Source organism: Pseudacidovorax sp. (genome assembly GCF_017991995.1).
In the GTDB taxonomy this organism is placed as follows: domain Bacteria; phylum Pseudomonadota; class Gammaproteobacteria; order Burkholderiales; family Burkholderiaceae_C; genus Xenophilus.
In genome coordinates, this window is record NZ_JAGOPN010000012.1 from 16,492 (window position 1) to 42,592 (window position 26,101).

A 26,101-nucleotide genomic window follows, 5' to 3' on the forward strand; every position below is an offset into this window, starting at 1 on the left:
CCCACCCATGGACCGACGCCCTGCCATCGCCAACGATGAGTTCCGCCGCCTGCTCAGCCGCAACGTCAAGCTGCCCCTGCTGCTGGGTGCCCTGGGGGCGGTCGTCTTCGTGGCGCTCATCGGCTACCTGTTGTCGGTCATCAGCTGGGTGGAGCACACGGACCGGGTCACCCGCACCGCCACCGAGACCCAGCTGCTGCAGGCCGACATGCAGGCCGCCGTGCGCGGCTACCTGCTGACGGGCAACGGCGCCTTCCTCCAGCCCACCGACGCGGCGCGCACCCGCGCCCACGCCCTGCTGGGCGAGCTGCGCGTGCTGGTGGCCGACAACCCTCAGCAGGTCGGCCGTGCCACCAAGCTCGACGAGCTGCAGCGGGCGTGGGAGAGCTATGCCGACGACGTGGTGGAGTCCAAACAGCGCGGCGAGGACATCGGCGAGCGCCTGCAGTCCGGCCGCGGCAAGCGCATCGCCGACGAATCGCGCTCCACGTTGGATGCCTTCCTCGCCACCGAACAGGCCCTTCGCGCCGAGCGCAACCGCAGCGCCAACCGCGCCGCCGTGGGCGTGGTGGCCGGCTACCTGCTGCTGAGCGTCCTGATCAGCGTGGTGCTGTCCATCCTCGGCCGCCGGCAGATGCTGCATCTGTCCGACCGCTATGGCCAGGCACTGGCCGAGCAGGCCGATCATTCCGAACGCATGGAGGCGCAGGCCTGGTTGCGCGGCGCCCAGAACGAACTGGCCAGCCGCACCGTGGGCCAGTTGACGGCGCAGAACCTGGGCCGCCAGGTGCTGGAGTTCTGCGCCCAGCACCTGCGCAGCGCCGTGGGCGCCGTCTACGTACACGACACCGACGGCAGCCTTCGCCGTGTGGCCAGCTATGGCTTCTCACGCGAGTCCGAGGCCGCCTCGCAGAGCTTCCTGCCCGGCGAAGGCCTGGTGGGCCAGGCCGCCGCGCGCGGCGAGTTGATGGACATCACGCCAGTGCCGCCCGGCTACCTGCGCGTGAGCTCGGGCCTGGGCGAAGCCCCGCCGCACACCGTGCTGCTGCTGCCGATCTCGCACGAGGGCCAGGTCAACGGGGTCGTCGAACTGGGCCTGCTCGCCTCGCCCTCCCCGCGCGAGCTGGAACTGCTGCGCGGCGTGGCCGACGACGCCGGCAGTTCCATGGCGGCCGCGCGCTACCGCGAGCGCCTGCAGCAGGTGCTGGCCGAGACGCAGCAGCTCAACGAGGAACTGCAGGTGCAGCAGGAAGAGCTGCGCACCGCCAACGAGGAGCTGGAGGAGCAGTCCCGCGCGCTCACCGAAAGCCAGGTCAACCTCGAGAACCAGCAGGCCGAGCTGGAGCAGATCAACAGCCAGTTGGCCGAGCGCACCGAGCAGCTCGACCAGCGCAATGCCGCGCTGCGCCGCGCCCAGTCCGACCTGGAGGAACGTGCCGACGCCCTCGCCCGCGCCAGCCGCTACAAGTCCGAGTTCCTGGCCAACATGTCGCACGAGCTGCGCACCCCGCTCAACAGTGCGCTGATCCTGTCGAAGCTGCTGGCCGACAACAGCCTGGGCAATCTGAGCGAGGAGCAGGTGCGCTTCGCACGGTCGATCCATGACTCGGGCAACGACCTGCTCACGCTGATCAACGACGTGCTGGACATCGCCAAGGTCGAGGCCGGCCGGCTTGACATCCATGCCGAATACCTGCCGGTGGCGCGCCTGGTGGAATCGCTGCAGTCCACCTTCACGCCGCTGGCGCAGAACAAGTCGCTCGCGCTGCGCATCGAGCTCTCGCCCGACGCGCCGACGCACCTCATCTCGGACCGTCAGCGCGTGGAGCAGATCCTCAAGAACCTGCTGTCCAACGCCATCAAGTTCACCGACCGGGGCGAGGTGCTGCTGAGCGTGCAGCCAGGCCCGCAGGGCGGCGTGCGCTTCGACGTGCGCGACTCGGGCATCGGCATCGCCCCGGACCAGCAGGCGCTGATCTTCGAGGCCTTCCACCAGGCCGACGGCACCACCAGCCGCAAATACGGCGGCACGGGGCTGGGGCTCTCGATCTCGCGCGACCTGACGCGCCTGATGGGCGGCACCCTCACCGTGAGCAGCGAACTGGGCCAGGGCAGCACCTTCACGCTGAGCCTGCCCGCCGACATCGCGCAGCGCCTGGAGGGCGACGACGCCGCGCCGCTGCCGCGCAGCAGCACGGCCGCAGCGCCCGTCGCGCTGGCCCCGCTGGCCGCCCCGGCGCAGGCCGCGCCGCCGGCACCCCAGCCAGCGCCCGCCCCCACCTTCGCGGACGACCGCGACCAGCTGGCGGAGGACGTCCGGCGCGTGCTGGTGATCGAGGACGAGCCGCAGTTCGCCCGCATCCTGTACGACCTGGCGCACGAATACGGCTGGCGCTGCCTGGTGGCCCACGGGGCCGCCGACGGGTTCGCGCTGGCGCAGGAGCTGCAGCCGCACGCCATCCTGCTGGACATGCGCCTGCCCGACAGCTCCGGCCTGGCCGTGCTGCAGCAGCTCAAGGACGATGCGGGCACCCGCCACATCCCGGTGCACGTGGTCTCGGCGCAGGACCAGGCCGAGGCGGCGCTGCACATGGGCGCCGTAGGCTATGCACTCAAGCCCACCACGCGCGAGCAGCTGCAGGCCGTGTTCTCGCGGCTGGAGGCGCGCCTGGCCCAGAAGGTCAAGCAGGTGCTGCTGGTGGAGGACGACGATGTGCAGCGCGAGAGCGTGGTGCACCTGATCGGCGACGACGACGTGGCCATCACCGCCGTCGGCACCGGCGAGGAAGCCCTCGCGCTGCTGCGCGAGCGCGTCTTCGACTGCATGATCACCGACCTGCGCCTGCCCGACATGCAGGGCGGCGAACTGCTGCAGCGCATGTCGTCGGAAGAGATCTGCTCCTTCCCGCCCGTCATCGTCTACACCGGCCGCAACCTTACGCGCGACGAGGAGGCCGAGCTGCTGCGCTATTCGCGCTCGATCATCATCAAGGGCGCGCGCTCGCCCGAGCGGCTGCTGGACGAAGTGACGCTGTTCCTGCACAAGGTGGAGTCGCAGCTGTCGGCCGAGCGGCAGAGCATGCTGCGCACGGCCCGCGAGCGCGACCGCGTGTTCGAAGGCCGGCGCATCCTGCTGGTGGACGACGACGTGCGCAACATCTTCGCCCTCACCAGCGCGCTGGAGCAGCGCGGCGCCAAGATCGAGGTGGCCCGCAACGGCCGCGAGGCGCTGCACAAGCTCGACGCGGTGCCCGACATCGACCTGGTGCTGATGGATGTCATGATGCCGGAGATGGATGGCCTGGAGGCCACGCGCCGCCTGCGCAGCGACCCGCGCTTTCGCAAGCTGCCGGTCATCACCGTCACCGCCAAGGCCATGAAGGACGACCAGGAACAGTGCCTGGCCGCCGGCGCCAGCGACTACCTGGCCAAGCCCATCGACCTGGACCGGCTGTTCTCGCTGCTGCGGGTGTGGATGCCGCACATGGAGCGCCTGTGAGCGCCCGCCCCGCCAGCCCGGACGCCGAGGAAGCCGGGGGCCGCCTCGAGACGCCGCGCCCGCCGGGCCTTGCCCCGTCGGGCACGGACGCCGACCGCCCCGCGCCACCGCCGCCCAGCGCCTCCGACATCGAGCTGCGCCTGCTGATGGAGGCCATCTATCTGCGCTACAGCCACGACTTCCGCGACTACACCGGCGCCTCGCAGAAGCGCCGGGTGAACTATGCGCTGGAGCAGATGGGCTACCGCAGCATCTCCGCACTGCAGGAGCAGGTGCTGCGCGACGACCAGGTCTTCGGCCGGCTGCTGCAGTACCTCACCGTGCCGGTCAGCGAGATGTTCCGCGACCCGGACTACTTCCTCGCGCTGCGCCAGCAGGTGGTGCCGGTGCTGCACACCTATCCGTCGATCAAGGTCTGGGTGGCGGGCTGCAGCACGGGCGAAGAGGTCTATTCCCTGGCCATCCTGCTGCGCGAGGAGGGACTGCTGGAGCGGGCGCTGATCTACGCCACCGACATCAATCCGCAATCGCTGGAGAAGGCACGGCAGGGCATCTTCCCGGCCGACGCGGTGCGCGAGTACACGGCCAACTACCAGCGCGCCGGCGGTCGCAAGTCCTTTTCCGACTACTACACCGCGGCCTACGGCGGTGCGCGCTTCGACCCCGCGCTGCGGACCAACGTGATCTTTGCCGACCACAGCCTGGCCACCGACAGCGTGTTCGCCGAGACGCACCTCGTCTCCTGCCGCAACGTGCTGATCTACTTCAACCGCCGGCTGCAGGACCGGGCGCTGGGCCTGTTCCACGACTCGCTGTGCCACCGCGGCTTCCTGGGGCTGGGCGCGAAGGAGAGCGTGGATTTCTCGGCCTATGCCGAGCGGTTCGAGCCGGTGGCGCGGGCGGAACGCATCTTCCGCAAGGCGGCCTGATGTCGGCGATCCGCTCCCCCTACACCGCCGGTCACGCCGCGCCGCCGTCGGCGCCGGACGATGGCGACTTCGACCCCGGCCCGCTGCCGCAGGTGGATGCAGTGGTGGTCGGCGCCTCCGCCGGTGGCGTCGACGCCCTGCTGCGCCTGACGGCGGCCCTGCCCACGCCGTGGCACCTGCCGCTGATCGCGGTGCTCCACCTGCCGCAGGACCGGGAGAGCCGCCTGGCGGACATCTTCTCGCACCGGTTGCCGATCCCGGCCTGCGAGGCGCGCGACAAGGCCGCCGTCGAGGCGGCCACGCTGCACTTTGCACCGCCGGGCTACCACCTCTTCATCGAGGCGGACCGCCACTTCTCGCTGAGCTGCGAGCCGCCGGTGCACTTTTCGCGGCCCTCCATCGACCTGCTGATGAGTTCCGCCGCCGACGCCTACGGGCCCCGCCTGGCCGGCCTGCTGCTGACCGGCGCCAACGAGGACGGTGCGCAGGGGCTGGCCGATATCGCCGCCGCGGGCGGCCTCACTGCCGTACAGTCGCCGGGCGAAGCCATGGCGCCCCAGATGCCCCAGTCCGCCCTGGCCCTGCGCCAGCCCGATTACGTCCTGCCCCTGGCCCAACTGCGCCGGCTGCTGATCCTGCTCGACGCCCAGCACCATGCCCATTGACCCGTCCGAGATCGAAACCAAGCTCCTGATCGTCGACGACCTGGAAGAGAACCTGATCGCGCTCGAAGCGCTGATCCGCGACCCGGGTCGGCGCGTGTTCCAGGCGCGCTCGGGCGACGAGGCGCTGGCGCTGATGCTGGAGCACGAGTTCGCGCTGGCCGTGCTGGATGTGCAGATGCCCGGCATGAACGGCTTCGAGCTGGCCGAGCTGATGCGCGGCACCGAGCGCACGCGCACCATCCCGATCATCTTCGTCAGCGCCGCGGGCCGCGAGCTCAACTACGCTTTCCAGGGCTACGAAAGCGGCGCGGTCGACTTCCTGCACAAGCCGCTGGACGCGCACATGGTGCGCAGCAAGGTCAGCGTCTTCGTCGAGCTTTACCACAGCCGCATGGCGCTCCAGCGCGAGATGGACGCCCTGGCCACCCTCCACCGCGAGCAGCAGGCGCTGGTGGCCGAACTGCGCGAGGCGCGTGCCGACCTGGAGCGCGCCGTTCGCATGCGCGACGACTTCATGTCCATGGTCTCGCACGAGCTGCGCACGCCGCTCAACACGCTCTACCTGGAGACCCAGGTGCGCAAGATGCACCTGGCGCGGGGCCACATGTTCTTCTTCACGCCCGAGCGGCTGAAGGAAACGGCCGAGCGCGACCAGCGCCAGATCCAGGCCATGGTGCGGCTCATCGACGACCTGCTGGACGTCACCCGCATGCGCAATGGCCGGCTGTCGATGAGCCCGCAGGCCTTCGACCTGAGCGCCATGGCGGCGCGCGTGGTCGCCGCGCTGGCGCAGCAGGCAGAGGCCGCCGGGGCCGCCATCCATCTGGAGGCGCCCGAGCCACTCACCGGCGTCTGGGACGAGTTCCGACTGGAGCAGGTGCTGACCAACTTGCTGACCAACGCCCTGCGCTATGGCGGCGGCAAGCCGGTGGACGTACACGTCGGCTTGCGCGGCGAGGAGGCCGTGATGAGCGTGCGCGACCGCGGCATCGGCATCGCGCCGGAGGACCAGGCCCGCATCTTCCAGCAGTTCGAGCGCGCCGAATCGGGCCGCCGCGAGGTGGCCAGCGGCCTGGGGCTGGGCCTGTTCATCACCCAGCAGATCGTCCAGGGCCACGGCGGGCGCATCGAACTGGAGAGCACGCCGGGCGAAGGGTCCACTTTCCGCGTGGTGCTGCCCTTCGAGCCGCCCTCGGCCGAAGACGCCGCGTGAGAAAATCTCGCGTTTCCCCGAACACCCGCAAGAACAGGATCGCACCATGGACGCAGAACAGATCAACCTCATTGGCACCACCCTGGCCGACCTGAGCACCCGGACGGCCGACTTGCGGAGGTATCTTTGACTTCGATGCCAAAGCCGAACGCCTGAGGACGGTCAACGCCTCGCTGGAAGACCCGACGGTCTGGAACGACCCCAAGAAGGCCCAGGAACTGGGCAAGGAAAAGAAGGCGCTGGACGGCGTGGTGCTGGCCATCCAGCGCCTGGAGCGTGACCTGGCCGACAACACCGAGCTCTACGAGATGAGCAAGGAAGAAGGCGACGAGGCGGGCCTGAAGGCCATCGCCGACGACGCCGAGGAACTGCGCAAGGAGATCGAGCAGCTCGAGTTCCGCCGGATGTTCAACAACCCGGCCGACCCCAACAACTGCTTCGTCGACATCCAGGCCGGCGCAGGCGGTACCGAGGCGCAGGACTGGGCCAGCATGCTGCTGCGCCAGTACCTCAAGTACGCCGAACGCAAGGGCTTCAAGACCACGGTCGAGGACGAATCCCCCGGTGAAACCGCGGGCATCAAGAGCGCCACGATCAAGGTCGAGGGCGAATACGCCTTCGGCCTGCTGCGCACCGAGACCGGCGTCCACCGCCTGGTGCGCAAGTCGCCCTTCGACTCCTCGGGCGGCCGCCACACCAGCTTCGCCTCGCTCTTCGTCTATCCGGAGATCGACGACTCCATCGAGATCGAGATCAACCCCTCGGACGTGCGCGTGGACACCTACCGCGCCAGCGGCGCCGGTGGCCAGCACATCAACAAGACGGACTCGGCGGTGCGACTGACGCACATCCCGACCGGCATCGTGGTGCAGTGTCAGGACGGCCGCAGCCAGCACAGCAACCGCGACGTGGCCTGGAAGCGCCTGCGCTCGCGCCTGTACGACTTCGAGATGCGCAAGCGCATGGAAGAACAGCAGAAGCTGGAGGACAGCAAGACCGACGTCGGCTGGGGCCACCAGATCCGCAGCTACGTGCTGGACAACAGCCGCATCAAGGACCTGCGCACCGGCGTCGAGATCTCGGCCACGCAGAAGGTGCTTGACGGCGACCTCGATCCCTTCATCGAAGCCTCGCTGAAGCAGGGCGTCTGATGCCCGACCGCAGCCCGCGCCCCGAGGGCGCCGCCCTGCCCGTGCAGGCCCTGATCTTCGACATGGACGGCACCATGATCGACTCCATGCCCTGGCATGCGAAGTCGTGGGTGGCTTTCGCGCAGCGGCATGGCATCACGATGCCGGCGGAGGAGATCCTGCGCCGCACCACGGGCCGCACCGGCACCGAATGCATGCGCGAGGTCTTCGAGCGCGAGCTGCCGCCGGACGAATGCCTCGCGTTGGTGAACGAAAAGGAAGCGATCTACCGCGAACTCTTCGACGCGCCCTTTGCCGAGGTGGCGGGCTTCGCCGCCTTCGCGCGGCAAGCCGCCGCGCGCGGCCTGAAGGTTGCCGTCGGCACCGCGGGCGACCGGCACAACGTGGCCTTCGCCCTTGAACGCCTGAAGATGGACCCGCCGCCGCTGACCATCGTCGGCGGCGACGAGGGCCTGCGTGGCAAACCCGAGCCCGACATCTTTCTCGAAGCGGCCCGCCGCATCGACGCCGATCCCGCGCGCTGCATCGTGTTCGAGGACGCGCCCTTCGGCATCGAGGCCGCGCGCCGCGCCGGCATGTATGCGGTGGCCGTGTGCAGCACCCATGGCGCCGACGAACTCGCCGGTCCGCATGTGATCGCGGCCGTGCCCGACTACCACTCCCTCCTCCGCTCTCATTTTCTGGAGACGCTCGATGTTGCTCTCTCGTGACGCCCAATCGGCCCAGCCCGTCGCCATCCAGCGCGAGGACTATTCGCCGCCGGCCTACTGGATCGACACCGTCGACCTGTGTTTCGACCTCGACCCGGCCAAGACGCGCGTGCTCAACCGCATGAAGCTGCGGCGCAACCCGGACGTGGCGGCCCAGCCGCTGCGCCTGGACGGCGACGAGCTCAACCTGGCCCGCGTGCTGGTCAACGGCCAGGGCGCCGCCTTCCGCATGGAAGGCAGCCAGTTGGTGATGGACGGCCTGCCCGATGAGTTCGAGCTGGAGATCTTCACCACCTGCTGCCCGGCGAAGAACACCAAGCTGATGGGCCTGTTCGTCAGCCAGAACACCTTCTTCACCCAGTGCGAGGCCGAGGGCTTCCGCCGCATCACCTACTTCCTGGACCGTCCGGACGTGATGGCCAGCTACACCGTCACGCTGCGCGCCGACAAGACGGCCTACCCGGTGTTGCTGTCCAACGGCAACCTGGTCGAACAGGGCGAGCTCCCGGAAGGCCGCCATTTCGCCAAGTGGGTCGACCCCTTCAAGAAGCCCGCCTACCTGTTCGCCCTGGTGGCGGGCAAGCTGGTGGCGCGCGAGCAGCGCATCAAGGCGCGCAACGGCCGCGAGCACCTGCTGCAGGTCTACGTGCGCGCCGGCGACCTGGACAAGACCGAGCATGCGATGAACTCGCTGATCCACTCGGTGCTGTGGGATGAGGCCCGCTTCGGCCTGCCGCTGGACCTGGACCGCTTCATGATCGTCGCCACCAGCGACTTCAACATGGGCGCGATGGAGAACAAGGGCCTGAACATCTTCAACACGAAGTACGTCCTCGCCAGCCAAGCCACCGCGACGGATGCCGACTACGCCAACATCGAGAGCGTGGTGGGCCACGAGTACTTCCACAACTGGAGCGGCGACCGCGTCACCTGCCGCGACTGGTTCCAGCTCTCGCTCAAGGAGGGCCTGACGGTCTTCCGCGACCAGGAGTTCAGCATGGACCTGTGCGCCGAACCGTCCGCGCGCGCGGTCAAGCGCATCGAGGACGTGCGGGTGCTGCGCACCGCCCAGTTCCCCGAGGACGCGGGCCCGATGGCCCATCCGGTGCGGCCCGACAGCTACATCGAGATCAGCAACTTCTACACCGTCACCATCTACGAGAAGGGCGCCGAAGTCGTCCGCATGATGCAGACGCTGGTGGGCCGCGACGGCTTCGCCCGCGGCATGACGCTGTACTTCGAACGCCACGACGGCCAGGCCGTGACCTGCGACGACTTCGCCCAGGCCATCGCCGATGCCAACCCCGACAGCGAGCTGGCCCGCCGCCTGCCGCAGTTCAAGCGCTGGTACAGCCAGGCCGGTACGCCACGTCTGGCCGCCACGGGGCACTACGACGCCGAGGCCCGCACGTACACGCTGGCCTTCACGCAGAGCTGCCCACCGACGCCGGGTCAACCGGTGAAGGAGCCGTTCGTCATTCCGGTGGCCGTGGGGCTGCTGGGTGCGGATGGCCGCGCGCTCCCGTTGCAGCTGGAAGGCGAGCCGCAGCCCGCCGGCGAATCGCTCACGCTGGTGCTGCACGAAGCCGAGCAGCGCTTCACCTTCACCGGCCTGGACGAGGCGCCGGTGCCCTCCATCCTGCGCGGCTTCAGCGCGCCGGTGGTGCTGCAGTTCGACTACACGCGCGAACAGCTGCTGGCCCTGCTGGCGCACGACAGCGACCCCTTCAACCGCTGGGAGGCCGGACAGCGCCTGGCGCTCGGTGCCGCGCTCGCTGCCATCGGCGATGACAGCCGCCAGCCCGACGCACCGGTGCTGGACGAGGCCTTCGTCGGCGCCATGCGCGAGGTGCTGCGCAATGGAACGCTGGATGCCGCCTTCAAGGAACTGGTGCTGACGCTGCCCTCGGAGGTCTACATCTCCGAGCAGCTGGACGTGGTCGATCCGCAGCGCGTGCACCGCGTGCGCGAGGCCATGCGCATCCAGCTGGCGACGGCTCTGTACGCCGAATGGCAGCAGGCCTACGAGGACAACAAGGACACCGGCGCGTACCGGCCCGAGCCGGTCTCGGCCGGCCGCCGTGCGCTGGCCGGCATGGCGCTGGCGCACCTGTGCATCGCCGCACGCGAGTCGGGCGACGCCGTCTGGCCCGGCAAGACGCTGCAGCGCTTCAAGGACGCTTCGAACATGACCGACCGCTTCAACGCGCTGACGGCGCTGGTCGTGTCGGGCCACCCGCTGGCGGCGCAGGCGCTTGCGCGCTTCCATGCGATGTTCAAGGACGAGGCCCTGGTCATCGACAAGTGGTTCAGCCTGCAGGCCGGCGCGCCCGACCGCGGCGGCGACGTGCTGCCGCTGGTCAAGCAGCTGACGCGCCATCCGGACTTCTCCCTCAAGAACCCGAACCGCGCCCGCAGCGTGATCTTCAGCTACTGCAGCGCCAACCCCGGCGCCTTCCATCGCCTGGACGCCGCCGGCTACGTGTGGTGGAGCGATCGGGTGATCGAGCTCGACGAGATCAACCCGCAGGTCGCCGCCCGGCTGGCGCGCGCGCTGGACCGCTGGAACAAGCTGGCCGAGCCCTACCGGGGCGCCGCACGCGAGGCCATCGCCCGCGTGGCGGCCCGCCCGGGCCTGAGCAAGGACACGCTCGAGGTCGTCAGCCGCGCCCTCGCCCCCTGATTTTTGAAACCCTCCCAGGAGTCCCCATGGCCTCTCAGAACATTTCACTCACCCGCTACCTCGTCGAGCAGCAACGCGTCGACGGCCTCATCCCTGGCCAGCTGCGCCTGCTGCTGGAGGTGGTGGCCCGCGCCTGCAAGCGCATCAGCCTCTCGGTCAACAAGGGCGCCCTGGGTGGCGTGCTGGGCACCGCCGGCAGCGAGAACGTGCAGGGCGAGGTGCAGAAGAAGCTGGACATCATCGCCAACGAGGTGCTGATCGAGGCCAACGAATGGGGCGGCCACCTCGCCGCCATGGCCAGCGAGGAGATGGACAGCATCTACGTGGTGCCCAACCGCTATCCGCAAGGCGAATACCTGCTGATGTTCGACCCGCTCGACGGCTCCAGCAACATCGACGTCAACGTCAGCATCGGCACCATCTTCAGCGTGCTCAAGAAGCCGGACGATCACCCGGGCGTGCAGGAAGGCGATTTCCTGCAGGCGGGCTGCAAGCAGGTGGCCGCCGGCTACTGCCTCTATGGCCCGCAGACGGTGCTGGTGCTCACCGTGGGCGATGGCGTGGCCATGTTCACGCTCGACCGCGAGCAGGGCAGCTTCATCCTCACGCAGGACAAGATGGAGATCCCGGCCGACACCAAGGAATTCGCGATCAACATGAGCAACATGCGCCACTGGGACGCTCCGGTGAAGCGCTACATCGACGAATGCCTGGCCGGCAAGGACGGCCCGCGCGGCAAGGACTTCAACATGCGCTGGATCGCCAGCATGGTGACCGACGTGCACCGCATCCTCACGCGCGGCGGCGTGTTCATGTACCCCTGGGACAAGCGTGAACCCGAGAAGCCGGGCAAGCTGCGCCTGATGTACGAGGCCAACCCGATGGCCTGGCTGGTGGAGCAGGCGGGCGGTGCGGCCACCAACGGCCGCGAGCGCATCCTCGACATCCAGCCCCAGAAGCTGCACGAACGCGTGTCGGTGATCCTCGGCTCCAGGAACGAGGTCGAGCGCGCGACGAAGTACCATTTGGAGGCGTGAGCTTTTTCGCGCTATACTCCTGGGCTGCTTACGAAGGCGCTCACCACAGTGCCTTCTTGCCCTAGAATAAGTTTTTCGCCGGCGTAGCTCAGTTGGTAGAGCAACGCACTCGTAACGCGTAGGTCACCAGTTCGATTCCGGTCGCCGGCACCATCTCCAAAGCCCGCAAGCTGACGCTTGCGGGCTTTTTTGTTGGCCCCTCGCGCGCAGGCCGCAGCACCCCCGGTCCGCGGCAAGCGCAGCCCGCGCGTTGTAGGACCCTGTAAGCTCTTCCCCTCCCCAGACTCTCCACATGCCTACGCAGACCGACTGGCTCGGCATCCTTGCGCCCCTGCAATCGGCCGCGGGCGTGTGGCTGGCCGCTGCCGCCGCCGTGCTGTGCGGCTGGCAAGTGCTGCAGGCCGGCCTTCAGGCCGGGACGTCCGCCGATCGCAGCGCGGCCGCGCTGCTGGCCACGCTGCTGTGGACGATGGCCCTGGCGCTTTCCATCCACGCCGGCCTTGGCTTCGGCCTGCACGGCACCGGGGCGGACGAGGTCGCCTGGGGCTGGCCCTTGCTGCCCGGGGCAGCCGCCGCGGCGGCGCTGGCCGCCAGTTGGAGCGGGGCCACACGCTGGCGGGCCGGGGCTGCCGGCCTGGCAGGCTTGGCGGGCACGGCGCTTTTCATCGGCCGCACCGCGACGCCACTGGGCTTCATGAGCGTGCTTCTGGCCGCCGCCGCGCTGATCATGCTGCTGGCCTATGCGCTGCTGCGAGCACCGCGCTCGCCGGCGGCCACGATGCGCTGGCAGCCCGGGCTCTGGGCCCTGGCAGCGCCGCTGGTCGTCGCCGTCGTGGCCGCTGTGGGCGCCCTGCCGGGACCAATCGCGGCGCCGGCGCTGCCCCACTGGAACGAACTGCCGTGGCCGCAGCAATGGTTCGGCCTGTGCGCCCTGACTCTTCTGTACATCGGTGTGTGTGGCATCCGGCGGACGCAGGCACAGGCGGCGACGCTCGACGCCTTGCAGCAACGCTTCGACCTCGCGCCGGACGGCCTGCTCGTGCTCGACGCCGAGCACCGGATCACGGCCGCCAATGCCGCGGCACTGCGGCTGCTGGCGCTGCGCCCGGAAGAGGCCACCGGCAAGACACTCCCGACCCTGCTCGACGCGGCAGACACCGACCTCGGGGAATGGCTCAGGGATCCGGCCAGCAGCCCGGCCGGGCCCGGCGAACGCCGCGCGCTGCGCCCGCTGGCCGGCGGCGGCGCGCTGGCGCTGCGCCTCGCGCGCGCGGGCCTGGGCGTCGACCGCCAGGGTCGCGACGCCGCCTGCATCGTCACCCTGGCAGACATCAGCGCGCAGCATGCCGAGGAAGAAGCGATCCGCCAGCGCGAGCGCCGCTACCGCGGGCTGATCGACAACATCCCGGGCGTGTCCTTCAGCACCCTGCTCGACGAGCCCCACACGACGCTCTTCGCCAGCCCCAGCGTGGACGCGCTGACGGGCTGGCCCGCCTCCGACTTCACCTCGGGGCGGCGCACCCTGGCGCACCTCATCCATCCCTCCGACCGGCAGCGCATCCAGCAGGCCCTGATCCTGGCGGCCGGCCTGCCCGAGGGCGGGCCGGTGACGGCGGAGTTCCGGCTGCTGCACCGCAGCGAGTCCGAACGCTGGGTCTGGTTCACCGGCCAGGTGACCCATCCGCGCGAGGGTGGCCCGCCGCGCCTGGATGGCGTGCTGCTCGACATCACGGAAACCCGCCGCCACCACTGGATGCAGGGCGGCACCGCCGAGGCGGTGCAGCGGGTGATGGGGGTCGCGGTGTTTGCCATGGACGGCCGCATCGAGTGGGCCAACGACCGCATGCTCGGCTGGATGGGCTACACGCTCGAGGAGTTCACCGCCCGCCACCACCACGACCTCGTGGATGCCGCCGCCGGCCGCCAGACCGCCTTCGATGCCCTGTGGCAGCGCCTGCGCCGCGGCGAATTCGAGGTGGGCGAATACCGCCGCGTGACCCGGCAGGGCCAGGAGTTCTGGCTCCAGGGCTCGTACAACCCCATCTTCGACGCCGACGGCATCGTGGTGCGCGTGGTGCTCCTGGCGCAGGACATCAACCCCCGCCGCCAGATGGAAGGCGCCCTGCGCGAAGCCAAGGCCCGCGCCGAGCAGGCCGCCGCGGCGCGCACCATGTTCCTGGCCAACATGAGCCACGAGATCCGCACACCGATGAACGCCATCCTCGGCTTCACCGAACTGCTGCTCGAAGGCCCATTGGCGGTGGAGCAACGGCGCCACCTGCAGACCGTGCGCCAGTCGGCCCAGAGCCTGCTCGGCCTGCTCAACGGCATCCTGGACACCGCCAAGCTCGACCGCGGCGCGCTGGAACTGGAACTCGCCGACTTCTCCCTCCGGGAATTGTTGGAGCAGACCGCCACCTCGCTGCGACTGGAGGCCGAGCGCAAGGGCCTGGCGCTGCAGGTGCTGTGGGACGACGCGCTGGACATGCATTTCCGCGCCGATGCCGTGCGCATCCGCCAGGTGCTGACCAACCTTCTGGGCAATGCCATCAAGTTCACCGAGCGCGGCGAGGTGCGGCTTGCGGCGCGCCGCGCGGGCGATCTGGTCGAGTTGTCGGTGCAGGACACGGGCATCGGCATCCCCGCGGACCGGCTGGCCGCCATCTTCGACCCCTTCGCGCAGGCCGATGCCTCCACCAGCCGGCGCTTCGGCGGGACGGGCCTGGGCACCACCATCGCCCGCCAGCTCACCGAGCTGATGGGCGGGCGCATCGAGGTCCAGAGCACGCCGGGCCAGGGCAGCGTCTTCCGGGTGCTGCTGCCGCTGAAGACCGCGCTGGCACCGGCTCCCCTGCCGCGCCTGCCGGAGCCGCCCGTCGAGCCGCCGCCGCTGTCCGTGCTGGCCGTGGACGATGTGCCCGAGAACCGCGACCTGGTGCGCCTGGCGCTCGGGCAGCGCGGCCATCAGGTGAGCACCGCGGCCGACGCGCCGAAGGCGCTGGACCTGCTGATGAAGCACCGCTTCCACGTGGTGCTGCTGGACGTCCACATGCCCGGCATCGACGGCCTGGAGGCCGCCCGGCGCATCCGCGCCTACGAGGCCTCGCGCAGCCTGCCGCCCACCCCGCTGATCGCGCTGAGTGCGAGCGTCTTGCCCGCCGACCGGCAGGCCGCGCGCACGGCCGGCATGGAAGGCTTCGTGCCCAAGCCCTTCGAGGCCGCCCAGCTCCTGGCGGAGATGGCGCGCGTCACCGGCCTGCAGCGCGGCGGCGACCTCGCCCTGCCGATGCCAGCGGCGGCGCCCGCCGGCACGATGCTGCCGGCGGGCGTCGACTGGGCCCGCGGCATCCGCAACTGGACCCATGAAGCCGCGCTGCGCCGGGCCCTGGACAAGATGCTGGCGCAGCATGGCGGGGCCGCTGCCGCCATCGCCGAACAGGTCGAGCGCGGCCAGTTGGACGAAGCGCGCCAGATCGCCCATCGCCTGCGCGGCCTGGCCGGCAACCTGGCCTGCGACGAGCTCTTCGCCGCCGCGACGAACGTCGAGCTGGCCCTGGCGCAAGGCGAGCCGGACGCCGCGCGGCAGGGCATCCCGGCACTCAGCGCCGCGTTCGACGCCGTGCAGGCTGCGCTCGACAGCCGGCCCTTGCCGCCCTCCACGCCGGACGGCGAACGCGTGATGCTGGACGGCGCGCGGCTGCGCACGGCGCTGGCGGAACTGCTGCGGGCGATACACCGCAACGAGATGGCCGGCGACGAGGACTGGCCCGACGTCGCCGCCACGCTGGCGTTCATGGGCGAGGGCCCGACCGCCGATGCGCTGCGGCAGGCGCTGGACGGCTTCGAGTTCGGCGCCGCGGCCCGGCTCCTAGAATCGCTGATCGACCGGCTGCCCCCCGACGCGGCCCTGGCAGGCGAGAAGGCTTCCCATCCATGACCGACCTCTCCGCGATCCAGCGGCCCACCGTCCTCGTCGTCGACGACGAACCCCTGAACCTGCAGGTGGTGCGCAGCATGCTGCACACGGACTACCGCCTGGTCTTCGCCAAGGACGGGCGAAGCGCGCTCGCGCTGGCCTCGGCCGCGGCGCCCGATCTGGTGCTGCTGGACGTGATGATGCCGGGCATGACCGGCTACGAGGTCTGCCGCGAGCTCAAGAGCCAAGAACTCACCCGCTACGTGCCGGTGATCTTCGCCACCGCGCTGGCCGACGAGGCCAACGAGGAGCTGGGCCTGGCCTGCGGCGCCGTCGACTACGTCGCCAAGCCGCTCAACGCCGGCATCCTGCGCGCCCGCATCCGCACCCACCTGTCGCTGGTGCGCATGGAGGAACTGCAGGCCACCCGGCTGCAGGCCATCCGCTGCCTGGGTGCCGCCGCGGAGTACAAGGACAACGAGACGGGCATGCACGTGGTGCGCATGAGCCACTACGCGCACCTGCTGGCGCTGGCCTCGGGCTACGGGCCCGCCGAAGCCGACGACCTGCTGCATGCCGCGCCCATGCACGACATCGGCAAGATCGGCATCCCGGATGCCATCCTGCAGAAGCCCGGTTCCCTCACCCCCGACGAGCGGACCGTGATGATGGCGCATCCGGTCATCGGCGCCGACATCCTCGGCAACCATCCCTCGCGGCTCTTCCAACTGGCCCGCACCATCGCCCTGACCCACCACGAGAAGTGGGATGGCAGCGGCTACCCACACGGGCTGGCGGGCGCGGACATCCCGCTCGTGGGCCGCATCGTGGCGCTCGCCGACGTCTTCGACGCCTTGACCAGCGTGCGCCCGTACAAGCCGGCCTGGCCCGTGGAAGAAGCCATGGCCTGGATCCAGAGCCAGAGTGGCAGCCACTTCGATCCCACCCTCGTGGAGCTGCTGCAGCAGAACCTGCCGCGCGTGCTGGAGATCAAGGCCCAGTTCGGCGACGACGCGGCCGACATCGTGGTGCTCGACTCGGAAGACCACTGACGGTGGCCCTGGCTGCAGCCCTGCTGCTGTGCCTCGTCACCGCAGTGAGCGACGGCGACACCCTCCACGCCGACTGCGACGGTGGCGAGGCGCTGACGGTGCGCGTGCATGCCATCGACGCCCCCGAATCAGGGCAGCCCCAGGGCCGCAACGCGCGGCGCCTGTTGGCGCGGCTGGCGCTGCACCGCGAGGTCGAGCTGCGCTGCGTGGACCGCGACCGCTATGGCCGGGCCGTCTGCGCCGTGCAGGTGCCGCCGCCCGAAGATCCGGATGCAGCGCCCAGCCTGGATGCCGGAGAAGCCATGCTGGAGGCGGGCTTGGCCTGGTGGTACCGCCAGTACGCCGAGGCGCAGACGGCCGCCGCCCAACGCCGCTATGCCGCCGCCGAAGCGCGGGCACGCCGGGCGCGTGTCGGCCTGTGGAAGGCGGCGAACCCGACGCCGCCCTGGCAATGGCGCCGCGAGCAACGCGAACGCGAACTCGACACGGATCGCGCAGAACAGGCACATTGAACGCACAGGCGACGCGGGCCGCGCGCCCGGTCGGGCATCGATCCTGCGAAGCAGCCGGTGGCCTCGTCGGCCGACCGGAACCGGGGCGCCGGACTCAGCGGGCGTCCGCCGGGACCAGCGGACGCGCCTGCACGCGGTCGATGCGGCGGCCTTCCAGCGCGAGCACCTCGAAGCCCCAGCCCGCGCATTCGATCTGCTCGCCCACCGCCGGCAGGTGGCCCGACACGGACATCAGCAACCCGGCCACGGTGTTGTAGCGGCCGCGCTCCTCGTCCGGCAACTCGCGGATGGCCAGCCGCGCCCGCAGTTCCGACACGGGCATCAGGCCGTCGAGCGCCCAACTGCCGTCGGGCTGCGGCATGGCCCAGGCGTCCGCCGGCACGTGGGGGTGCAGCTCGCCAGTGATGGCCTCCAGCAGGTCGCGGGGCGTGAGCAGGCCCTGCACCACGCCATATTCATCCACCACCATCACCATGCGGCCCGCCTGTGCCCGGAACTGCTCCAGCAACTCCAGGCCGGTCAGCGTCTCAGGCACGAAGGACGCCGGCTGCGCCAGCGTGCCCAGCGCCCCCTCGTGCGCCGGCCCCAGCTTGAGCAACTGCGCCACGCTCACCACGCCCACCACGTCGTCCAGCGAGTTGCGGCAGACGGGATACCAGGAATGCATCAGGTTGATGGCGCCGGCCGCGGCCACCTTCTGCAGGGCCTCGGCCACCGTCAGGTTGGCGGGCATCCACTCGATGTCGCTGCGCGGCACCATCAGCGAGGACAGTCGGCGGTCGTCCAGATGGAACACGTTGCGCACCATCTGGTGCTCGTGGCGCTCGATGACGCCGGACTCCACACCCTCCTCCAGGCTGGCGGATATCTCTTCCTCGGTCACCGCGCGCGCGCCCGTGGCATCGATGCGCAGCAGCCGCAGCGTGGCCGCCGTGGTGCCGGAGAGCAGGTAGACGAAGGGCTTGGTGCCCTTGGCCAGCGCGCGCATCGGGCGCGACACCCAGCGCGCCACCGGCTCGGGATAGAGCTGGCCGATGCGCTTGGGCACCAGCTCGCCGAAGATGATGGTGAAGAAGGTGATGCAGGTCACCACCAGCGCGGTGGACAGGATGCTGGCCGGCCCCTCGCCCAGGCCCCATTCCTGCATCCGGATGGCCAACGGCCCGGCAAAGGCCGATTCGCCCACGATGCCGCTGAGCATGCCGATGGACGTGATGCCGATCTGCACGGTGGACAGGAACTGCGTCGGCATGTCCATCAGCTTGAGCGCCGCCGCGGCCCCCGGGTCGCCCGTCTCCGCCAATGCCGCCAAGCGGGCGCGGCGGGAGGTGGCCAGAGCCATTTCGGACATCGCGAACAACGCATTGCACGTCGTCAGCAAGGCCAACAGAAGGATATCCATCGAGGGGTCAAGGGGAGAATGAGGGCATGGCACTCTATCTCATCGGTGATGTGCAGGGCTGCGACGAGGCGCTGGGCCGCCTGCTCGACACCCTGGACTTCTCGCCCAGCCGCGACCGGCTGGTGCTGCTCGGCGACCTGATCAACCGGGGGCCTGACTCGCTGGCTGTGCTGCGCCGGGTGCGGGCGCTGGGCGATTCGGCCCGCAGCCTGCTGGGCAACCACGACCTTCACCTGCTCGGCGTGGCGCAGGGCGTGCGCAAGCCCGGAAGGCGCGACACGCTCGCACCCATCCTGGACGCACCCGACCGGGAGCCTTTGCTGGACTGGCTGCGCCACCGCGCGATGGCGCTGCACGAGCGCATCGGCGGGCGCGACCTGCTCATGGTGCACGCGGGCGTGCTGCCCGCCTGGACGGTGGAAGACACGATGGCACGCGCCCGCGAACTCGAAGCCGTATTGCGCAGCCCGAACCTGGGCAATTTCCTGCAGGAGATGTACGGCAACGAGCCCGCCGCCTGGTCCGACGATCTTGCGGGCAGCGCGCGCCTGCGGGTGATCGTCAACACACTCACCCGCCTGCGCTTCTGCAGCGCCCACGGGGTGATGGAGTTCGAGGCCAAGGACAGCGCCGCGGAGGCCCCGGCGGGCTACATGCCTTGGTTCGACGTGCCCGGTCGGCGCACTGCCGAGGCAGTGGTCGCCTTCGGCCACTGGTCCACGCTGGGCTGGCTGTCGCGGCCGGATCTGCTGTCGACCGACACCGGCTGCGTCTGGGGCGGCTGCCTCACGGCCGTGCGCATCGGCGCCACGCTGGACGAGCGGGAGCGCATCGACGTGCGCTGCACCCAGGCGCAGGCGCCGGGCTGAGCGCGCGCCCTCACGCAGCGGCAGCGGCGGCTCAGGCCGTGCCGAGCACCTTGTCCAGGCCGGCCTTCAGGTGGCCCACGCTGCGGTCCAAGTTGCGCCACTTCTCCAGGCCAAACAGCCCGATGCGGAAGGTCATGAAGTCCGGCCCCTCGCCGCACTGCAGCGGCACGCCGGAGGCGGTCTGCAGGCCGGCCTCGATGAACTTCTTGGCGCTCTGGATGCCGGGGTCGGTGGTGTAGCTCACCACCACGCCCGGCGCCTTGAAGCCTTCGGCCGCCACGCTGGGCAGGCCGCGCGATTCGAGCAGCGCGCGCACCTTGTCGCCCAGTTCGAACTGCGCCTGGCGCGCCGCCTCGAAGCCCCAGTCGCGGGTTTCCTTCATCACGTCGCGCAGCAGCACCAGCGCGTCGGTGGGCATGGTGGTGTGATACGCATGCTGGCCGCGCTCGTAGCCCTCGGCGATCTGCATCCACTTCTTGAGGTCGCAGGAGAAGCTGCTGCTGGTGGTGCCCTCGATGGCCTCGCGCGCGCGTTCGCCCAGCATCACCATCGCGCAGCAGGGCGAGCCGCTCCAGCCCTTTTGGGGCGCACTGATCAGCACGTCCACGCCGGTGGCCTGCATGTCCACCCACACGGCGCCGGAGGCCACGCAGTCCAGCACGAACAGGGCGCCCACCTCGCGGGCAGCGGCGCTCACGGTGCGCAGGTAATCGTCGGGCAGCAGGATGCCGCTGGCCGTTTCCACATGCGGCGCGAAGATGACCTTGGGCTTCTCGGCACGGATGGTGGCGGCGATCTCCTCCGCAGGGCATGGCGCCCAGGGCGCCTGGGAACCCTCGCCCTGCTGGCGGGCCTGGCAGACGATGGCGCCGCCACCCAAGGAAGCGCCGGGCCGCCCCAAGCTTCCTTGTCCCCCTTGGGGGGCGGGCTGGGCATCGCCCGGCCCTGGGGGCAAACCGAATCCACCGGCGTCGAAGATCTGGCTCCAGCGGTAGCTGAACCAGCCGTTGCGGATGATCAGCACCTTCTCGCGATTGGCGAACTGGCGCGCGACGGCTTCCATGCCGAAGGTGCCACTGCCCGGCACCAGCACCGCGGTGCGCGCGTGATAGACCTCCTTCAGCGTCGCCAGGATGTCCTGCATCACGCCGGTGAAGCGCTTGGACATGTGGTTGAGGGCGCGGTCGGTGTAGACGACCGAGAACTCGAGCAGGCCGTCGGGATCGACGTGGGGCAACAGGCCGGGCATGGGAGTCTCCTTTTTGTGGATGCAGGGTACCGGCCAGCGACCGGCAGAAAGACAAAGGCTGGCACGCGTGCCAGCCCTGGGGACCATCGCAGCGGCCCGACCCGCGAGGCCGGTCGCGCAGCGGCACTCAATTCTGCTGCTGCGGCTCCGCCGACTTGAACAGCGCGGCCACCTTGCGCTTGGTACGGATGTTGCCCGATCCCGGCTGCTTGGGCGCGGGCGCCTTGGCGGTCTGCTCCCAGGCGGGTGCCTCGTCACCGCCAGCGGCCTCGTAGGGCTTGTCGAAGAAAGGATCGCGCGGTGCGTGGGTGCGCTGCGGGCGCGGGGCGCGGTAGCCCTCGGCCGCCGCGGGGGCGCTGCTGCGGGGTCGGTCGAGCGCGTCGCGGGCATCGCCCGTCTCGCCGTCCTCGCGCCAGCGGCGGCGACCGTCGTTCATGCGGCCGCGCGGACGCTCGTCGTCCATCTCCAGCGGCTGCAGCTCGATCTTCTTCTTGATCAGCTTCTCGATGTCGGCCACCAGACGGGCGTCATTGCCGCCGCCGGCAAAGCTCACGGCCAGGCCCGAGGCGCCTGCACGGCCGGTGCGACCGATGCGGTGCACGTAGTCCTCGGCGTTGAAAGGCACGTCGTAGTTGAAGACGGCGGGCACGTCCTTGATGTCCAGGCCACGGGCCGCGACGTCGGTGCACACCAGCAGGTCCACCTCGCCGGCCTTGAAGGCGGCCAGCGCCTTCAGGCGCTCGTCCTGGCTCTTGTCGCCGTGCAACGCCGTGCAGCGCAGGCCCTCGCGCTCCAGCGAACGGGCCAGCCGGGCGCAGCCCAGCTTGCTGTTGACGAAGACGAAGGCCTGCGTGATGCCGCGCTGGCGCACGATCTGCTTGAGCGCACGGCGCTTGTCGTCCTCGTGCACGCCGTAGAACACCTGCTCGACGGTGGAGGCGGTCTCGTTGGGCCGGGCCACCTCGATGGTGATCGGGTCCTGCAGGTAGCTGGAGGCCAGGCGTTTGATCTCGGGCGAGAAGGTCGCCGAGAACAGCAGCGTGGTGCGCTGCTTGGGCAGGTACGACAGGATGCGTTGCAGGTCGGGCAGGAAGCCGATGTCCAGCATGCGGTCGGCCTCGTCGAGCACGACGTATTCGACCTGGTTCAGCACCGCGTTTTTGGCCTCGATGTGGTCGAGCAGCCGGCCGGGCGTGGCCACCAGCACCTCCACGCCCTTCTTGAGCTCGGCGGTCTGCGGCTTCATGTCGATGCCGCCAAAGACCACGGTGCTGCGCAGCTGCGTGTACTTGGCATACATCTTCACCTGCTGGGCGACCTGGTCGGCCAGTTCGCGCGTGGGCAGCAGCACCAGCGCGCGCACCGGATGCCGGGCGGGCGAAGTCGAGGCGTTCTCGTGTTTGAGCAGGCGATGCAGCAGCGGCAGGGAGAAGGCGGCGGTCTTGCCGGTGCCGGTCTGGGCGGCGCCCATCACGTCCTGGCCGGACAGCACCACCGGAATCGCCTGCGCCTGGATCGGCGTCATATGTTCGTAGCCCATGTCGGCCACGGCGCGCTTCAACGGGTCCGCCAGCGCGAGGTCGGAATAGAGAGTACTCATAGGAAGTCCGCGATTGTCGCATTGCCGCAAAAAACGGCAGTGACAGCGGGGTGACGGGCGTTCTGGTGCCGTCAGGCCGACCGTGCAAGGCTCAGAGCGTGGAGGCGTTGAAGGTGTCGCAGGCCTTCACATGGCCGCTCTTGTAGCCGTTCATGAACCAGCGCTGGCGCTGGGCGCTGCTGCCGTGGGTGAAGCTGTCGGGCACCACCGCCCGGCCCGCGGAACGTTGCAAGGCGTCGTCGCCGATCTTCTCGGCCGCATTCATGGCGGCGGCGATGTCGGACGGGTCAAGCCATTGCTTCGACTCCTGCGAGCGCTGGGCCCATACGCCCGCGAAGCAGTCCGCCTGCAGTTCGACCCGCACGCTCGTCGCATTGACCTGGGTCTCGTTCTGCCGCCGGCGCATGGCGTCGACCTTGTCGGTGATACCCAGCAAGTGCTGAACGTGATGGCCCACCTCATGCGCGATGACATAGGCCTGCGCGAATTCCCCAGGCGCTCCGAGCCGGTCGCGCAGGGTGTCGTAGAAGCGCAGGTCGATGTAGACCTTGCTGTCGCCCGGGCAGTAGAAGGGGCCCATGGCACTCTGCCCGGTGCCGCAGGCCGTGGGCGTGCTGTTGTCGAAGAGCACCAGCGTGGGCGCACGGTACTGGGCGCCGCCTTCTCGGAACACCTCGCCCCACACCACCTCGGTGTTGCGCAGCACCGTGCGTACGAATGCGGTCTCGCGGTCGTTACGCGGCGCATGAGCGGGGGCTTGCTGCTGCTGGACGACGGGGCCGCCGCCTCCGCTGAGCAGGCCCAGCAAGGTCAGGGGATTGATCCCGAACAGCCAGCCCGCCACCACCGCCACGGCCACCGTGCCGAGGCCGATGCTGCGGCCGCCGATGGGGAAGCCGCCACCGCCGCCGCCCATGCCGCGGCGGTCTTCGACGTTGTCCGATTGGTCGTTGCCTTCCCAGCGCATTGCTTTCCTTTCGAATCGGCCCGGCCGGCCAATGGCGCAACGATGCGCCGCGTTTGTTTCAACGGGCCAGGGTGTAGCTCACGGACTGTACGCCCGCGGGCTGCTCGAAGGCAGCCGTCAGCCGGGCGCGCTGGGCTCGGACCTCCTCGGCCGTCTGGACGGCGATGCGCGCCTGGGCGTCACGCAGTTGGGCGGCCTGGACCTGTCCGCGCGCCACCTGGTAGATCGCAGCAAGAAGGAACAGCGCCACCACGGCGAGCGAGCCGATCAGCAGCCACTGAGAGGGCGAAAGGAAGGAAGGGCGTGCGGCAGGGTGTTGGGACATCGGCGGCTCCTGCACGGCCCATCCGTGCGGGTGGCCGAAGACTCGTGGGCAACCGGGCCGAGGCGTGGCGGCCCGCTGCGCGAATCCTTGTAGGCGCCGCCAAGCAGCGGCTGTCAGCCGCGCCGGGCACCCTCCCTGGCATCCGCCGGCGGCAAGGCTTCAGGCCTTGGGCAGCGTCACGCCGCTCTGCCCCTGGTACTTGCCGCCGCGGTCCTTGTAGCTCACCTCGCAGACCTCGTCGCTCTCGAAGAACAGCACCTGCGCACAGCCCTCGCCCGCGTAAATCTTCGCGGGCAGCGGCGTGGTGTTGGAGAACTCCAGCGTCACGTAGCCTTCCCACTCCGGCTCGAAAGGCGTGACGTTGACGATGATGCCGCAGCGCGCGTAGGTGCTCTTGCCCAGGCAGATGGTCAGCACATTGCGGGGAATGCGGAAGTACTCCACCGTCCGCGCCAGCGCAAAGCTGTTGGGCGGGATGATGCAGACGTCGGCATGGATGTCGACGAAGCTCTTCTCGTCGAAGTTCTTCGGGTCCACCACCGTGCTGTGGATGTTGGTGAAGACCTTGAATTCGGGCGCGCAGCGGATGTCGTAGCCATAGCTGCTGGTGCCGTAGCTGATGAGCTTGCGACCGTCCTGCTGGCGCACCTGACCCGGCTCGAAAGGCTCGATCATGCCGTGCTGCTCGGCCATGCGCCGGATCCATTGGTCGCTCTTGATGCTCATGGGAAGACTCGCGCTGGGCGTGCCGGGGCACGCGTCGGAAAAGAGGGCCCGCATTGTGGCACGCGGGGCCCGGGCGGCGGCTCAGCCGGCACGGGCGATCACCGTGCGCGCGATGACACGGTCGTCGCCCAGCACGATGAGGGCGAACAGCAGTTCCTCCAGAGAGGCTGCGTTGGCCGACTTGCGCGCCAGCAAGGGCGTCGCCGCCGGGTCCAGCACCAGGAAGTCCGCCTCGCAGCCCGGTTGCAGGTTGCCGATGGTGCCGGACAGCCCCAGGGCCTGCGCGGCGCCCGCCGTGTGCAGCCACCACAGGCGCGAGGGGGCAAGACTCAGGCCCGGCTTGGTCTGCCCTTCACGTCCCGCGTAATAGGCGGCCAGCATGGTGTGGAAGGGGCTGAAGCTGGTGCCGCCGCCCACGTCGCTCGCCAGTCCATGCAGGTAGTCGACGCGCTGGGCGCCCTCGAAGTCGAAGAAACCGCTGCCCAGGAACAGGTTGCTGGTGGGGCTGACGGCCGCCGCGGTGCGGGTGGCACGCATCAGGTGACGGTCGTCGTCGTCGAAATGGATGCAGTGGGCGTACACCGCGCGCTCGCGCATCAGGCCGAAGTCGTCGTAGACGCCCAGGTAGGAGCGCGATGCGGGAAACAGCTCGCGCGCCCACTTCACCTCGTCCTTGTTCTCGGCCACGTGCGACTGGATCCAGGTATCGGCGTAGCGCGCCGCCAGTTCGCCGGCCCCCCTCAGTTGCGCTTCGGTGCTGGTCGGTGCAAAGCGGGGCGTGATGGCGTAGCCGAGCCGGTCCACGCCGTGCCATCGGCGGATCAGGTCTTCGGTGTCGGCCAGGCTGCGTTCGGTCTCGTCACGGACCCCGTCGGGCGAATGGCGGTCCTGCAGCACCTTGCCGGTGATCAGGCGCATCTGCCGGTGCCGGGCGGCCGAGAACAGCGCATCCACCGAGGCCGGATGCGAGGTCGCGAAGGTCAGCGAGGTGGTTACGCCATGGCGCAGCAGCTCGTCCAGGAAGACCTCGGCCACCTCGGCCGAATGCGCGGCTTCGGCGAAGCGGGTCTCGGCCGGGAAGGTGTAGTTCTCCAGCCAGGGCAGCAGGCCGTCGGCGGGCGCGCCGATGATGTCCGTCTGGGGAAAGTGGATGTGCATGTCCACGAAGCCCGGCGCCAGGATGCGGCCCGGCAGGTGTTCGGGCTCCACGTCGGGATGGCGAGGCTGCACCGCGCCGTGGCTGCCAGCGTCGACCACGCGCTCGCGGCCCTGGGCATCGGGCGCGACGACCAGCAGGCCGTCGGTGTCGAACAGGGGTCGGCCGGCGTCGTCGAAACGCAGCAGCGAGGCGCGGTAGGCTTTTTTCATCGGTCGGAATCGGGGGGAAGGATGCAGCGGCCCAAGGCCGCGGCAGGTACTTCGGCGGAGCGTACTGGAAGCCGCGGTGCCCCGGCTGCCGCTCGGCTTATAGCGGCTATATGCCGCGCGGCAGTGCAGGGTCAGAAGGTGTGAATGAATCCGCCGTGGCCGATCGGGCCGCCAAAACGCGCCCAATCAAGGCGCGCAGCGCAGCCATAGCTCGGGCTATGGCGAGCA

At 69.8% G+C, this 26,101-nt stretch carries 19 protein-coding genes and 1 tRNA gene; 13 read left to right on the forward strand and 7 right to left on the reverse strand.

What is annotated here, in order from left to right; genetic code table 11:
- Positions 1–7 precede the first annotated feature (7 nt).
- The 12 genes from KBC94_RS16700 to KBC94_RS16755 all read left to right on the forward strand — a co-directional run bounded on the left by KBC94_RS16700 (position 8) and on the right by KBC94_RS16755 (position 17,367).
- Positions 8–3,499 (forward strand): response regulator, encoded by a 3,492-nt coding sequence (locus KBC94_RS16700; protein WP_294372470.1) that lies wholly within the window; start codon positions 8–10, stop codon positions 3,497–3,499.
- A gap of 146 nt (positions 3,500–3,645) precedes the next feature.
- Complete coding sequence (locus tag KBC94_RS16705) at positions 3,646–4,428, forward strand: protein-glutamate O-methyltransferase CheR (RefSeq protein WP_294372913.1); 783 nt, start codon at positions 3,646–3,648, stop codon at positions 4,426–4,428.
- Positions 4,428–5,093 (forward strand): chemotaxis protein CheB, encoded by a 666-nt coding sequence (locus KBC94_RS16710; protein ID WP_294372473.1) that lies wholly within the window; start codon positions 4,428–4,430, stop codon positions 5,091–5,093. Before KBC94_RS16705 ends, KBC94_RS16710 begins: the two co-directional genes overlap by 1 nt.
- Positions 5,083–6,306: a hybrid sensor histidine kinase/response regulator gene (locus KBC94_RS16715; protein ID WP_294372476.1), complete on the forward strand. Its 1,224-nt coding sequence runs from the start codon at positions 5,083–5,085 to the stop codon at positions 6,304–6,306. The genes KBC94_RS16710 and KBC94_RS16715 overlap by 11 nt, the downstream gene beginning before the upstream one ends.
- A 46-nt stretch (positions 6,307–6,352) precedes the next feature.
- Positions 6,353–7,457 (forward strand): peptide chain release factor 2 gene (gene prfB / locus KBC94_RS16720; protein WP_143476316.1). Its coding sequence is split into 2 segments (ribosomal slippage): positions 6,353–6,433 and positions 6,435–7,457, totalling 1,104 coding nucleotides; the frame shifts between segments, so codons are not numbered across the junction.
- The gene (locus KBC94_RS16725) at positions 7,457–8,167 is read left to right on the forward strand and encodes an HAD family phosphatase (protein ID WP_294372494.1); all 711 of its coding nucleotides are present in this window, start codon (positions 7,457–7,459) and stop codon (positions 8,165–8,167) included. The genes prfB and KBC94_RS16725 overlap by 1 nt, the downstream gene beginning before the upstream one ends.
- Positions 8,151–10,850 carry an aminopeptidase N gene (pepN, locus tag KBC94_RS16730; protein WP_294372498.1) on the forward strand — a complete coding sequence of 900 codons (2,700 nt, stop codon included), beginning with the start codon at positions 8,151–8,153 and terminating at the stop codon, positions 10,848–10,850. The genes KBC94_RS16725 and pepN overlap by 17 nt, the downstream gene beginning before the upstream one ends.
- Before the next feature lie 26 nt (positions 10,851–10,876).
- The gene (locus KBC94_RS16735) at positions 10,877–11,887 is read left to right on the forward strand and encodes a class 1 fructose-bisphosphatase (RefSeq protein WP_294372501.1); all 1,011 of its coding nucleotides are present in this window, start codon (positions 10,877–10,879) and stop codon (positions 11,885–11,887) included.
- A gap of 77 nt (positions 11,888–11,964) precedes the next feature.
- Positions 11,965–12,040: transfer RNA gene (locus KBC94_RS16740), tRNA-Thr, on the forward strand.
- Between the two features lie 139 nt (positions 12,041–12,179).
- Positions 12,180–15,824, forward strand: a complete 3,645-nt coding sequence (locus KBC94_RS16745) for a hybrid sensor histidine kinase/response regulator (RefSeq protein WP_294372504.1) — start codon at positions 12,180–12,182, stop codon at positions 15,822–15,824.
- Positions 15,821–16,855, forward strand: coding sequence for an HD domain-containing phosphohydrolase (locus tag KBC94_RS16750; RefSeq protein WP_294372506.1), 1,035 nt, complete (start codon positions 15,821–15,823; stop codon positions 16,853–16,855). Before KBC94_RS16745 ends, KBC94_RS16750 begins: the two co-directional genes overlap by 4 nt.
- A 2-nt stretch (positions 16,856–16,857) precedes the next feature.
- Entirely contained in the window at positions 16,858–17,367 is a 510-nt protein-coding gene (locus tag KBC94_RS16755; RefSeq protein ID WP_294372509.1) for a thermonuclease family protein, read from the forward strand.
- A gap of 94 nt (positions 17,368–17,461) precedes the next feature.
- Here the strand turns inward: KBC94_RS16755 and KBC94_RS16760 are convergent, their stop codons facing one another.
- Complete coding sequence (locus KBC94_RS16760) at positions 17,462–18,769, reverse strand: hemolysin family protein (RefSeq protein WP_294372512.1); 1,308 nt, start codon at positions 18,767–18,769, stop codon at positions 17,462–17,464.
- Between the two features lie 26 nt (positions 18,770–18,795).
- On the opposite strand from KBC94_RS16760, the gene KBC94_RS16765 reads away from it, so the two are divergent.
- Entirely contained in the window at positions 18,796–19,638 is an 843-nt protein-coding gene (locus KBC94_RS16765) for a symmetrical bis(5'-nucleosyl)-tetraphosphatase (RefSeq protein ID WP_294372516.1), read from the forward strand.
- 31 nt (positions 19,639–19,669) lie between these two features.
- On the opposite strand, the gene KBC94_RS16770 is transcribed toward KBC94_RS16765, so the two are convergent.
- The 6 genes from KBC94_RS16770 to guaD all read right to left on the reverse strand — a co-directional run bounded on the left by KBC94_RS16770 (position 19,670) and on the right by guaD (position 25,873).
- The gene (locus tag KBC94_RS16770; RefSeq protein WP_294372519.1) at positions 19,670–20,887 is read right to left on the reverse strand and encodes an aminotransferase class V-fold PLP-dependent enzyme; all 1,218 of its coding nucleotides are present in this window, start codon (positions 20,885–20,887) and stop codon (positions 19,670–19,672) included.
- Positions 20,888–21,014: 127 nt separating this feature from the next.
- Positions 21,015–22,487, reverse strand: a complete 1,473-nt coding sequence (locus KBC94_RS16775; RefSeq protein WP_294372524.1) for a DEAD/DEAH box helicase — start codon at positions 22,485–22,487, stop codon at positions 21,015–21,017.
- Between the two features lie 91 nt (positions 22,488–22,578).
- Positions 22,579–23,454, reverse strand: a complete 876-nt coding sequence (locus KBC94_RS16780) for a neutral zinc metallopeptidase (protein WP_294372527.1) — start codon at positions 23,452–23,454, stop codon at positions 22,579–22,581.
- Positions 23,455–23,512: 58 nt separating this feature from the next.
- The gene (locus KBC94_RS16785; protein ID WP_114802409.1) at positions 23,513–23,779 is read right to left on the reverse strand and encodes a hypothetical protein; all 267 of its coding nucleotides are present in this window, start codon (positions 23,777–23,779) and stop codon (positions 23,513–23,515) included.
- A 159-nt stretch (positions 23,780–23,938) separates the two neighbouring features.
- Positions 23,939–24,505, reverse strand: a complete 567-nt coding sequence (gene dcd / locus KBC94_RS16790; RefSeq protein ID WP_058641997.1) for a dCTP deaminase — start codon at positions 24,503–24,505, stop codon at positions 23,939–23,941.
- An 81-nt stretch (positions 24,506–24,586) separates the two neighbouring features.
- Positions 24,587–25,873 carry a guanine deaminase gene (gene guaD, locus KBC94_RS16795; protein ID WP_294372533.1) on the reverse strand — a complete coding sequence of 429 codons (1,287 nt, stop codon included), beginning with the start codon at positions 25,871–25,873 and terminating at the stop codon, positions 24,587–24,589.
- Positions 25,874–26,101 lie beyond the last annotated feature (228 nt).